Annotated in this window: 10 protein-coding genes and 1 other RNA gene; all 11 read right to left on the reverse strand. The window is 69.8% G+C overall.

The genetic code is table 11. The features are described from left to right. Positions 1–21 precede the first annotated feature (21 nt). On the reverse strand, positions 22–1,494 hold the full coding sequence (locus LF262_RS03365) for an MFS transporter (protein ID WP_235778834.1): 1,473 nt from the start codon (positions 1,492–1,494) through the stop codon (positions 22–24). A 141-nt stretch (positions 1,495–1,635) separates the two neighbouring features. Further along, positions 1,636–2,004, reverse strand: a transfer-messenger RNA (tmRNA) gene (gene ssrA, locus LF262_RS03370). Positions 2,005–2,108: 104 nt separating this feature from the next. After that, on the reverse strand, positions 2,109–3,425 hold the full coding sequence (locus LF262_RS03375) for a glycoside hydrolase family 3 N-terminal domain-containing protein (protein WP_235778835.1): 1,317 nt from the start codon (positions 3,423–3,425) through the stop codon (positions 2,109–2,111). Between the two features lie 37 nt (positions 3,426–3,462). Continuing rightward, positions 3,463–3,933, reverse strand: coding sequence for an SsrA-binding protein SmpB (gene smpB / locus LF262_RS03380; RefSeq protein WP_235778836.1), 471 nt, complete (start codon positions 3,931–3,933; stop codon positions 3,463–3,465). 69 nt (positions 3,934–4,002) lie between these two features. Then, positions 4,003–5,574, reverse strand: coding sequence for a M23 family metallopeptidase (locus LF262_RS03385; protein ID WP_235778837.1), 1,572 nt, complete (start codon positions 5,572–5,574; stop codon positions 4,003–4,005). 27 nt (positions 5,575–5,601) lie between these two features. Continuing rightward, the gene (gene ftsX / locus LF262_RS03390) at positions 5,602–6,516 is read right to left on the reverse strand and encodes a permease-like cell division protein FtsX (RefSeq protein WP_235778838.1); all 915 of its coding nucleotides are present in this window, start codon (positions 6,514–6,516) and stop codon (positions 5,602–5,604) included. After that, complete coding sequence (gene ftsE / locus LF262_RS03395; RefSeq protein WP_235779291.1) at positions 6,513–7,229, reverse strand: cell division ATP-binding protein FtsE; 717 nt, start codon at positions 7,227–7,229, stop codon at positions 6,513–6,515. Before ftsE ends, ftsX begins: the two co-directional genes overlap by 4 nt. Before the next feature lie 117 nt (positions 7,230–7,346). Further along, complete coding sequence (locus LF262_RS03400) at positions 7,347–8,369, reverse strand: alpha/beta fold hydrolase (RefSeq protein WP_235778839.1); 1,023 nt, start codon at positions 8,367–8,369, stop codon at positions 7,347–7,349. Next, entirely contained in the window at positions 8,362–9,018 is a 657-nt protein-coding gene (locus LF262_RS03405; RefSeq protein WP_235778840.1) for a TetR/AcrR family transcriptional regulator, read from the reverse strand. Before LF262_RS03405 ends, LF262_RS03400 begins: the two co-directional genes overlap by 8 nt. Continuing rightward, positions 9,015–10,574, reverse strand: a complete 1,560-nt coding sequence (locus LF262_RS03410) for an AMP-binding protein (RefSeq protein ID WP_235778841.1) — start codon at positions 10,572–10,574, stop codon at positions 9,015–9,017. The genes LF262_RS03405 and LF262_RS03410 overlap by 4 nt, the downstream gene beginning before the upstream one ends. Continuing rightward, entirely contained in the window at positions 10,571–11,635 is a 1,065-nt protein-coding gene (locus tag LF262_RS03415; RefSeq protein ID WP_235779292.1) for a branched-chain amino acid ABC transporter permease, read from the reverse strand. The genes LF262_RS03410 and LF262_RS03415 overlap by 4 nt, the downstream gene beginning before the upstream one ends. Positions 11,636–11,681 lie beyond the last annotated feature (46 nt).

Consider the following 11,681-nt stretch of genomic DNA (forward strand, 5'->3'; position numbering starts at 1 on the left):
GCGCCGAGATCACGAGGTCCGTTACGGCGCTGGCCCCGGGTCCTGGCCGGTTCCCCTCCGAGCCATCCGCTGGCGCCGGCCCGTGCGCGGCGAAGCCGGCCTGACGGTGGGGATCCAGATCGCGGAGGTCACGGCCGCGGCGACGAGGAGGATTGCGGTGGCCGAGGCTCCGCGACGGAACCCGGCGTCGTCGAGCACTCCCCCGACGATCGCGCCGGACGCAGCGATCGCCACAAGCGAGGCGATGCGGGCCACCGCGTTGTTCACAGCCGAGCCCACCCCCTCGGATCCGCGCGGCACAGCGCCGAGAACAGTGGAGGTCAGAGGTGCGACCATGACCGCCAAGCCGAGCCCTAGCAGCAGCATGGGGCCAAAGACGTCCCGCCAGTACGTTAGAGGCGGAGCCGCAAGCGCGAGCCACACGAATCCCGCTGCCGCGATCGCGGGGCCCACGGCCATCGGCAGGCGGGGACCGCTGAGCGCCGAAAGCCTCGCGACCGTGGCCGAGAGGAACAGCATGGGCAGAGTCGCCGGGAGCATGCCGATCCCCGCCGCGAGCGCGGTGAGGCCCATGCGCTGTTGGAGGTACAGGCCCACGAGGAAGGCTCCCAACCCGAGCGCCCCGTAGGCCCAGAGGGTTGCCGCGTTACCCGCCGCGAAGGCCCGCTCACGGAAGAGTCCGAGCGGGAGCTGCGGCTCGTCGGAATGGCGTTGCCGCACCATGTAGGCGGAGCCCGCCGAGACTCCGACGACCAGTGACCCCCACACCACCGGGTGCGCCCATCCCAGGCCCGCCTGCCAGATGAGCCCCAGCACGAGGCCGCCGAGCGCAGCGACGCTCAGGCCAGCACTCACGAGGTCGAATGGGCCGTGCGGTCGCGAGGGGCGGTCCGCCTCGCGACCCAGCCGCAGCAGGGGGCGGGCCAGGATCGCCGCGGGGATGAGGTTGATCAGGAACACGAACCGCCAGCTGCCGAGGGTCACGAGAGCGCCGCCGATGAATGGGGCCGCCACCGAGGCGGCAGCGGTCCACGCAGTCCACCGGGCGATCAGGCGCAGACGCATCGATCCGCCCGCGGCTGCCGTGATGAGCGCAAGGGCGCTAGGGGTGATCACGGCCCCCGACGCGCCCTGCAACACGCGTGCGGCGACGAGGAACCACCCGTTCGGTGCGAGCCCGCAGGCCACGGACATCACCGTGAAGGCGAGAGCGCCCGCGGCGAGGACCCGCTCCGTGCCGTACCGGTCGGCAAGGGCTCCCGCCGCCAGGAGGAGCGACCCGAGGGTGAGGAGGTAGCCGTCCACGACCCACTGCTGGAGAAGGAGCCCGCCGCCGAACTCACGCTGGATTGCGGGAAGGGCCAGGCTGACGGCCGTTGAGTCGATGATGACGAGGCAACTCGACGTCACGGCCACGAGCAGGACGCGGCGCAGGGCTCGTGCTCCCGTTTCCGTGCCCTCGCCGGTTCCCACGCCTGCTCCCGGGGTACTCACAGCCCCATCCTGCTCCTCCAACGCCCCGCCCGCACAGCTCCCATGACGTCGCCGATGCCGCCGCGTAGGACACGGGGGTCGTGCCGTGTGACCGTGGCATGCAGAACGCCCCCGGTCCGAGAGGACCGAGGGCGTTCTGCATGGTGGAGATGGGGGGAATTGAACCCCCGTCCGGTGCGGTTTTGCCAGGTATTCTCCGGGCGCAGTGTGCGTTGGGATTTCTCGGCCCCAGCCATCATGCACACCAGTGGCTGACCCGGGCCCAGTCGCCTAAAAGTCCCAGCAGCTCCAGCGACGAAAGCTGCCAGCAGTGGCTATCTAAATGACGCCAGGATCCGGGACGATAGCATTCCCGGGCTGACGGACTTTCCCGCTACTTAGGCAGCGAGGGTGAAGTCAGTGCGCTTTTTGTTGGCACTTATTGGTTTGCAGAGAGCGTTGACGAGATGACTCTGCATCCTCGGCCCGCTTCCCCTGTCTCGACCTACACCGTCGAAACCGATCATCCCCGTATTCGGTTGTCAACCGGGCCCGAGGGCCCGGTTCGACCGGCAGCCTCACGACCCACCGGAACAGCCAGTATAGCGCGCCACCAGTCGAAGATATTCCGGCCCCTAGTGCGGCAGGAGTCCAGCCTGGTCCTTCGCCTCGAGAACTGCCAACGCGGCAGCGGAGACCGTGGCGGCGAAGCCGGCATCCCCCGTGGCCCGGTCCACGATTCCCGCCCAGATGCGTGGTGCGAGCTCGGCGTTCGTGCACAGCACCATCGTCCCGCCGGCTGCGAGGAAGGCCGCCCCACGATGCTCGGGCGGGACGCCGGAGAATTGGACGGCGTCGCACACGTCGTCGGAGACAATGATGCCGCGGAAGCCGAGGTCACCGCGGAGCATCCCGCCGATCACGGTGGGCGAGAAGACGGCGTAGCTCTCCCGGTCGATCTGGGGATAGAGGGCGTTTGAGACCATCACCCAGGTGACCCCGGCCCGCACCGCCTCGGCGAAGGGGCCGACATAGGCATCGTGCCGACCGGTCGTCGAGTCTTCCACTCCGGAGGCCGTGTCGGTGTTGGCCGTGACGCGCCCAAGGCCGGGGAAGTGCTTGGGCGTCGCGGCGACGCCGGCATCGGCCATCCCCTGTGCGAACGCCAGCCCGTGGGCGGAGACCGCCTCCGGCATGTACCCGAACTCACGCTGGAAGGCACCGATGGGTGCATTCTGCGATGCAAAGCCCGCAGAGGGCACTGTGTCCATGACGGGCGCGAGGTTAACGTTGACCCCGGCGGAGGCGAGCTCGCGCCCCCACCCCGCGGCGGCCTGGCGGAGGGCTGCTGGGGCCATGGTCCCCTGAGCCAGTGCGGCGGGCATGTCGGAGAACCCGGGTCCGCGCATGATCTGGACCTGCCCACCCTCCTGGTCCGTGGCGATGAACTGGCCCACGCCCCTAGTCGCGCCCTCGGTGGCCTCCCCCTTGAGCGCGGCGACCACCCGCGCAACCGCCGCCGCGCCCGCCGTCGTGCGCCCCTTGAGGAAGACGTTGCCGACCTTCAGGCGCCGCAGGGCGCCGAGGGTCGCGGCATCCGGGCCCGCCACCGGGGAGCTGACCATCATGACCTGGCCCACCTGCTGCTCGAGGCTCATGGAAGCGAGGAGTGCGGCGGCGCGGCTCCTCGCGGGGGGCGACGCGGCAGGGGGAGGCACAGACGACGGCGCTGGGCCGCTTGTCGCAGAACCGGTCGCGGGAACGCTTGGGGAACCACCCGCACCGGCCGGTGGGGTGGTCGAGGCCGACGCGGATGGCTCGGCAGGTGCGGGTGTTGGCGCCGCGGAGGTCTGGCCGAGGAAGCGTGGGACCGTAAGCGCGGCCACGGTGCCGACGAGGGCGAGCAGGCCGGCGATGACCGCCGCCCAGACCTTGATGTTCCGCCGTGCCATGGCCCTCCCGTCTGGCCGGATAATGGCCTGCCGTGCGTCAGCGGCGGTTGCGCGCCCTCATCTCGCGGAGCGCCTCACGCTTGTCCTGTGCCTCACGCAGGGCCTGGCGCTTGTCGTAGTCCTTCTTGCCGCGCGCGAGAGCGATCTCCACCTTGGCCCGACCATTGTCGAAGTAGACCTGCACAGGCACCACAGTCAGGCCGGACTCGTTGACCTTGTGCTCGATCTTGATCAGCTCCTCCCGGTGGAGGAGCAGCTTGCGCTTCCTCTTCGAGGGATGGTTGGTCCACGACCCCTGCGAGTACTCAGGAATGTTGACGGCCTCGAGCCACAGCTCTCCCCGGTCGAAGTGGCAGAATCCCTCGCCCAGGGAGATGTGGCCCTCCCTCAGCGACTTGACCTCCGTGCCCATGAGCACGAGTCCGGCCTCCCACGTGTCGATGATGTGGTAGTCGTGCCGAGCCTTGCGGTTGGTGGCCACGACCTTCCGGCCACTCTCTCTGGGCACGGCTGCACTCCTCGGGCTTGGATCGGACAGGCCTGCGCCGGGCAACGCCGGCGCAGAGATCATGACAGTCTACAGGAGGCCCATCGGATCCACGGGCTTGCCATTGAGCCATGTCTCGAAGTGCGCGTGGCAGCCGGTCGAGTTGCCGGTGCTGCCGGAGTAGGCGATGACCTGCCCTTGGCTCACATGCTGTCCGGGCGAGACCAGGACGCTCGAGTTGTGGTAGTAGACCGTGGTCAGTGAATTCCCGTTCACCACGCCGTGGGAGATCATGACGGTCCAGCCGCCACCGGCTGTGGTCCACCCGCCGACAGTCACGGTGCCCGCCGCGGCCGCGTGCACGGGCGTCCCGCACGCTGCACCGAAGTCGATGCCGGTGTGCATATAGCCGCCGGTGCCGTAGAAGTCGATGGTGCCGGCCGGCGTCGCCCGCCAGCCGAAGCCCGAGGTAATGGGGATGCTGCCGTCGAACGGGTGGATGAGCCCGAACGCCGACGATGTCACGGCGCCAGGCTGCACCTGGCGCGTCGCCTCCGCTGCCTTGCTGGCGGCAGCCCGCGCAGCCGCCTCCGCCGCGGCCCGGGCCTCCCCCGCCCGCGCTGCCGCCTCCGCCGCGGCCCGGGCCTCCCCCGCCCGCGCTGCCGCCTCCGCCGCGGCCCGGGCCTCGGCCTCCCGCGCAGCCGCCTCCGCCGCGGCTTGGGCCTCGGCCGCCCGGATCGCCGCCTGACGGGCCTCTTCTGCCCGCTCGGCAGCGATGCGCCGCTGTTCGGCCTCCCAAGCCTCGCGCAGTTTCCGGTCACGCTCCTGGATCTCGTCCGCGATCTGGTCCTGATGCGCCTTGACGTCCGCGATCTGCTGCTGGATTGCCGGCTTCTGCGCCTCGAGCTCCTTGCTCAGGCGGCTCGTGTCATCGACCAGCTTGTCCACGGCGGCCTTCTTCGCCGCGGCGTCGTCGCGGGCGGCCTGCTCCTTCCTGAGCGCCTCGTCCGCCTTGCCCTTGAGGTCCTTGATCTCCGCCTCCACCGCCTCGAGGCGCGCTTGGGAGTTCACGTTGGCGGCGTTCTGTTGGACGAGCTGTTCAAGGGCGCTGTTCTGGCTCTCCATGACCGTGTCGGCGAGGTCGAGCGAACCGGCCAGCGAGCTTTGGTCGCTCGAGCCGAGCATGAGGCTGAGGTTCGAGGGCACTCCCCCGGACATGTAGGACTCGCTGGCGATCTCCCCGATGACCTTCTTGGTGCTATCCATCTTTCCGCGGTCGGACTCGAGCTGCGCGGTGATCTTCGCCTTGTTCTGCTGGGCTGCATCCACGCGGACCGCGAGGGCGTTGACCTCGTTCGTCGCGGCCGTCACCCGGGACTGGGCGTCGAGGAGCGCCTGTTGCGCTCCGGGGAGCTGGGCCTGGTAGGTAGCCAGGTCCGCGGCACTCTGCTGGATGTGCGCGTCGAGGAACTCGAGCGATTCGCGCACATCCTCGGCGCGCTTCTCGAGCTGGGCCTTCTGATCGTCGAGATTGTCCGCGGTCGCGGCCGAGCCGCTCACTGAGAGCCCGACGGCGAGGGCAACGGCAGTCGAGAAGCCTGCAGCGCGGCGGAACCCGGCGCGGAGTCGCCCGGGCGTGGCACTTCGTGCGGGAACAGACATCTGGATCCTCAATTCGCCTCTTGCCGCCTAGACCTTGAGATACCTACGAAGGGTCAGCATAGACGACACGCCTGCGAGCACGACGCCGGTACCGACGAGCAGGGGCGCGAGCATGAGCGTCTGGGATGGCGAGATGAATGCCGTCCCTGGGTACTGCGACGTCAGGACGTCGCCAAGGAAGAACTTCGCCACGGCCCACAGCGTCCCCGAGGCGAGGGCGGCCCCGACCACGGCGGCGATCGTCCCCTCCAGGACGAAGGGGAGCTGGATCATGAGCTTGGACGCACCGACGAGGCGCATGATCCCCGTCTCACGTCGGCGGCTGAAGGCTGAGAGTCTGATGGTCGTGGCGATGAGCAGGATCGCGCAGACGATCATGATTCCGGCGATGACGATCGCTACGAGCGAGGCGGCGTTCATGACCGAGAACAGCCGCTCGAGAACCTCGCGCTGGTCGCTCACGAGACGCACGCCCGGCCGGGAGGAGAAAGTCTCGCTGATGATCTGGTACTTCTGCGGATCCTTGAGGTTGACGCGGAAGGAGGCGGGGAGCTGGTCCGGCGTCACGGAATCGACAATCGGCGAGTTCGCGAACTGCTCCCGGTAGTGCTGGTAGGCCTCTTCCTGAGACTCGTAGTGGTAGTCCGCCACGTACTGGCCCACGGCAGGCGAGGCCAGGAGGTTCTCAAGGGACGCGCGCTGATCATCGGTGACCGCGCCCGAGAGGCATCCGGGGGCCTTCGACGTGCCGTTGCACAGGAAGATCGCCACCTGCACGCGGTCGTACCAGTAGCCCTTCATCTGGTTGATCTGGAGCTGGAGCATCCCCGCGGCGCCCACGAAGGTCAGCGACACGAACGTCACGAGCACCACGGAGACCACCATGGTCAGGTTCCGCCGCAGTCCCCCCGCGATCTCCCCGAGGATGAACGCGGCCCTCATGCCCGCTCACCCTGCTGGAGCGCCGGGATCATCGAGGTGTAGAGCGCCTTGGCCTCGTCCCGCACCACACGCCCGTCCACGAGCTCGATCACGCGTCTGCGCATCGAGTTGACGATGTCGGTGTCGTGCGTGGCCATGACCACGGTGGTGCCGTTCTGGTTGATGCGGTCGAGCACCGCCGTGATGCCCTGGCTCGTTGTGGGGTCGAGGTTGCCGGTCGGCTCGTCGGCGAGGAGAATGCCGGGCCTGTTCACCACGGCACGCGCTATGGCGACCCGCTGCTGCTCACCACCCGAGAGCTCGTGCGGCATGCGGTGCTCCTTGCCCTCGAGGCCCACCGTCTTGAGCACCTCCGGGACGGCGTCGCGGATGATCGCGCGGCTGCGCCCAATGACTTGCATGGCGAAGGCCACGTTGGCGAAGACGGTCTTCTGCGGCAGGAGGCGGAAATCCTGGAACACGACGCCGATCCCGCGCCTCAGGCGGGGAACCCGCCAGCTTGGCAGGGACGCGACATTCTGCCCGGCGACGAAGACGGAACCACTCGTGGCGCGCTCCTCCCTCATGACGAGGCGGAGGAACGTGGACTTGCCCGACCCGGACGCGCCAACGAGAAACGCGAACTCCCCCCGCTCGATCTCCAGAGTTGCGGAGTCGAGCGCGGGACGGGCCTTTCTGTCGTAGACCTTCGTGACATTCTCGAAGCGGATCATGGCTCTCGGGCCCGTCGGGACGCGCACGTCCTGCACCCGGCGCACGGGCGAGGCTCGGAGGCAGAAGGCGCCGGCTGCTCGACTATAACCACACCCGCCCCGAGGCACGCAGCATCATCACGGCGTGTCGGTTTCCCGCACAGCTGTGGCGGCAGGCCCCAGTGCCCGCGGAGCAGGCGCGGCGAGCACCTCGCGCACCACTTCCGCGGCGCCGTCGGGGGTCATGACGATGGTGTAGTGATTCGTGCCCCGCACATCCCGCACGCGTATGGCCGGGTACGCGCGCTGCCACCTCGCGAAGGCCTCGGCGGGGTAGAGGGGTGCTGGTTCGTCGAAGAGCCCGCGCTCGGCGCGCAGGAACACAGCCGGGACCTGCAGCCTCTCGAGTGCGCCCAGAAGGACCTCGCCCCCGTAGAGGTCAACGTTGCCATCGGGGATCGCAGCGGGGGCAGTGGCCGGGTGCAGATGGGGGGCTTCGCCGTCGAGGTCATACCGGACGTAGTCTTCGATCTCCGGGGCCCAGGCGTGCGCGAACGCCGGGTGTGGGCGCCAGTAGTCGATGTAGGCCGCTGGGCTGGCGAACTCCATGCCCAACCGCTCGAGCGTAGGCCCAAGCAGCGCCTCGAGCGCCTCGTCCCGGCTCAGCCCGGCGGGCGTGGCAAGGGGAAAGCCGCCGTCCACAAGCACGAGCCTGTCCAGGAGGTGGGGGTACCGGTCCGCCAGGACGAGCGCGGCGAAGGCACCCATCGAGTGGCCCACGACAACGGCGGGCCGCCGCTCGTCGACCCCGGCGGCCGCGAGCACTGCGGCTAGGTCCTCCGCATGCTGAGCCATGCCGTAAGGGCCGGGGAGCCCGTTGCTGCGCGCGCGGCCCCTAAGGTCCGGAGCGACGACTCGGGTGGGCCGACCGGTCGCCCCTGGCGGCGCGCCGTCGTCCGCCCGCACCAGCTCCTCCCCGCGGGAGCCGAGAAGCCCACGGGCAACGAAGGGCCAGGCGAGGTGCGAGGACGTCACACCATGCACGGCGAGCACCACCGGGCCATCATCTGCGCCGGCCGCGTCAGTGCGGGCCCATTCGCCAACCCGCAGCAGGCCTCCGCGCACCTCCACGTCGAAGGTGCGATAGGAGATGTCAGTCATGCGGCCCGTCCTCTCTCGGTGGGTCTGCTTCTGTCACAGCGGGCGCGAGGCCCCGGCGGACGAACGCCATGAGCTCATCGAGCACGTGGTCGGGGATGTCGTTGGGCGCTGACCCGGGACCGCGGTCGTCCGCCTCCCACAGGATGTAGCGCATGCCGAAGAGCTCCCCCATGCCCATGAGCGCCCACGCGCCGACCTCCGGATCCATGGGACGGACCTCGCCCACCGCCTGTGCACTGGCCAGCCCCTGCGCATAGCTGCGGACGATGTTCTCGTAGTGGCGCCGCTGCGCGGCCGGGGAGACGAACTCGGCCTGGCGGATGATCCGGTAGAGCGCAGGATGCTCCGCGGTGAATCGGAAGAACGCGCGGAAGCCCGCCCGCTCGGCCTCGAGCCGGGACCCGGACGCGCGCGCCGCACCCGTCATTGCCTGGCGAACCCGCGAGTTGAGGTCGTCGACGACCTCATCGAAGATCTCCTGCTTGCCCGCGAAGTAGAGGTAGAACGTACCGAGCCCGATCCCGGCCTGCTCCGTGATCTTCACGATCGATGCATCGTGGTATCCGACCGAGGCGAAGACCTCCTCGGCGGCCGCAACGAGCTTCGCACGGGTGCGCGTGCCGCGTGCAGTCCGCGGCTGGGCGCTCATCGCCCCTCCCCCGGCAGCGCGGTGCATGCACCTGCTTCTGGCCCGGGCCGGAGCCGCGATCTGGCGATCTTGTGGAGCCCCGTGCGTGGGATGTCCTCCACGAATTCGATACTGCGGGGGACCTTGAAGTGGGCGAGCACGCTCCGGAGGTGCTCGGTGAGCTCCTCCTCATCCGTGGCCGCGCCGTGGCGCATGACGACGAATGCCGCCCCCGCCTCTCCCCAGCGCGGATCCGGAACACCCACAACCGCAGCATCTGCCACCGCGGGATGCGAGAGCAGCGCCTGCTCGACCTCGGACGGGGAGACGTTCTCCCCACCCGAGATGTAGATGTCCTTCAGCCGGTCCACCACGCCCAGGAACCCGTCCGCGTCGCGTTCCACGACATCGCCGGTGTGCAGCCAGCCGTCGACGAGCACCTGGGCCGTCGCCGCGGGGTCATCGAGGTAGCCGGCGAACACGCCGGGCCCGCGGACCCACAGCTCGCCGCGCCCGGCCCCGTGGACCTCTTGGCCCATCGCCGGATCCGCAACCGCCACGTCGACGTGCGGGTACGGCGTCCCCGCAGACCCGACACGCCGCAGCGCCTCCTCCGGCGCGAGGCACAGGACGTTCGGTCCGGCCTCAGTCAGGCCGTAGCCCTGCGTAAGCGCGACGCCACGAGCATGCCAGGTGCGCAGGAGCGGCGCGGCCATCGGCGCCCCGCCCACGACGGCGCGCCGGAGGCTGCTCAGATCGGCGTCGCCGAATCCGGGGTGCTGGGACAGCAGGAGGTAGTGCGCAGGGACACCCATCATGGTGGTAACCCGGCGCTGGGCGATGAGCTTGAGCACACGGCCGGCGTCGAACCCGCGCTCGAGGACCACAGTGGCGCCCGTCCACCACGCAAGGAGGGCCTGGATGTTCCACCCACCCACATGGAACTGCGGCATGACGCACAGCACCACATCGTCCCGGCCTACCTCCACCGTGCGGGAGAACGAGAGATTGGTCCAGAAGCAGTTGGCGTGAGTCAGGACCGCGGCCTTCGGGCGGCCCGAGGTCCCGGACGTGAACACCGCCAGCAGCGGGTCATCGTCGGCCACTGTCCGGCGCGCCGCCGCCTCGCCGAGGCGAGGGAGCCCGCGCTCGATCCCGTCGCGGCCCGGCTCGGCCGAGGCGGGCGGCAGGGGAAGGAGGGCCATCGCTGCCGCTCCGAGGGCCCCGTGCTCGGGCTCGACGACGAAGAGCGCCGGCGCCGCGATGCGCAGCTGCTCTGCTAGTTCGGCAGGGGCGAGCCGCCAGGAGAGGGGCACGAGGGTGAGGCCTGCCTTCGCACAGGCGAAGAACAGGACCACGTGGTCCGAGCTGTTCCCCGTCAAAGTCGCAATCCGCTGCCCCGGCCCGTAACCCGCATCTTTGAAGGCATCGGTGAGCGCAGCCGCCCGCGCCTCAAGCTCGCGGTACGTCAGGGCCACGCCGCGGTCGTCGATCGCCGTGCGTTCCGGCGCGCTGCGCGCGCGGTCCGTGGTCCAGCGGCCGAGTGTGTGGAGGCCGTCGGGGGCCGGGATGTTCATGCGTCCTCCAAGACCTTCTCGAGCCGTTCGGCGGGCTCAAGGGCGGGGGCGCCCCCGCGGCGTCGTGCCCGCACCCTCGCGGCGGCGCCGGCCAGGCCGCCCGGCATGAACATCACTACGAGGATGAACAGCGTACCGAGGATGAACAGGGGTTCCGAGAGCGGGATTCGCAGCACCGGTGGCAGTTCCTTCACGGCCGGCGATGCCGCGAGCGCTGCCAACCGCTGGTCGAGCAGGGTGTACACCATTCCGCCCACTATCGCGCCCCACCGCGAGCCCACTCCCCCGAGGACGACCATCACCAGCAGGGTGATGGTCAGGTCCGTTGACACTGACCGGGGCACCGCGCCGGACTGCAGGAGCAGGTACACCATTCCGGCAACCGATGCGAGGGCGCCGCCCACGGTGAAGGCGAGCAGCTTCGGGGCGAACGGTGCCAGCCCGAGAACCCGCACGCGCAGTTCGTTCTCCCGTACGGCTTCGGCGACGTGGCCTGCCCGGCTGGACTGGATCCACAGCACCACGGCGTAGACGAGCACGAGCACCACGAGCGCGAGCCAATACAGGTTGCGGGTGTTCACGACCCCGACTAGGGCATCGGGGAGGTTGCCGGTGGCCAGGCTCAGGCCCTCGTCGCCGCCGGTGGCCCCACCCGGGTTGCGCCGCACGAGCACGGAGCCCGCCTGCGCGAACGCCAACGTGACCATCGCGAAGGGGATCCCGCCTACTCGCAGGCTGATGCTGCCCACGGCCAAAGCGAGCATGCACGCCAGGGCGAGGGCGAGCAGGGCGGCCGGTACGAGCGGCAGTCCGAGGTGCCCGAGGATCACCGCGAGCCCGTAGACGCCCGCGCCGAATGAGAGCGCGTGTCCGAAGGAGAGGAGGCCCGCCGCGCCCAGCAGCAAGTGGTAGCTCAGCGCCGCCGCCGCCATCGCGAAGCACAGCGCGAGCAATTGGAGGGAACCGGGCGTGTAGGTGGGGCCCGGGAGGATCCCGGGGACCTCGATGGCGAACAGGGGCAGGACAGCGAGCGCAGCCACGACTGCGGCGCCGCCCGCCATGCGCGCCCATGGCATGCGGTCTGCCGGGGAGGGCGCCTTCGACGCC

It is taken from the genome of Sinomonas notoginsengisoli (genome assembly GCF_021554725.1).
Lineage (GTDB): Bacteria > Actinomycetota > Actinomycetes > Actinomycetales > Micrococcaceae > Sinomonas > Sinomonas notoginsengisoli.